This window comes from Mesorhizobium sp. M2E.F.Ca.ET.219.01.1.1 (assembly GCF_004016445.2).
Taxonomy (GTDB): domain Bacteria; phylum Pseudomonadota; class Alphaproteobacteria; order Rhizobiales; family Rhizobiaceae; genus Mesorhizobium.
This window is the reverse complement of the sequence record NZ_SADT02000171.1, coordinates 1-325: the sequence shown is the minus strand read 5'-3', so window position 1 is coordinate 325 and position 325 is coordinate 1. Positions and strand designations below refer to the sequence as shown.

Sequence of the window (325 nt, the reverse complement as noted above, 5' to 3'; positions counted from 1 at the left end):
GCGCTGCCTACAAACTCAATGCGTTGCTGCTGGCCGCGCAGGGATACCAGGAATCGCGTCTCGACCAGAGCGAACGCAGCTCTCGGGGCGCCGTCGGCATCATGCAAATGTTGCCGTCGACTGCTGCCGATAAGGCGATAGGCATCAGCGGCATAGCGGAAAGCTCGGATCGCAATATAGAAGCGGGCGCAAAATACATGCGTTATTTGTCGGCAAACTATGTGAACGATGCCGAACTCGACCCAGTCAACAGGGCGCTGTTGACGCTTGCCGCCTACAATGCCGGGCCTGGCAACTTGCGCAAATTTCGCAGTGCCGCGAAGAC

Annotated in this window: 1 protein-coding gene; it reads left to right on the top strand. The window is 58.2% G+C overall.

Translation table 11 applies throughout. The features are described from left to right. Positions 1 to 325: transglycosylase SLT domain-containing protein (locus EN862_RS35385; protein WP_153227257.1), on the top strand; the 325-nt coding region annotated here is incomplete at both ends.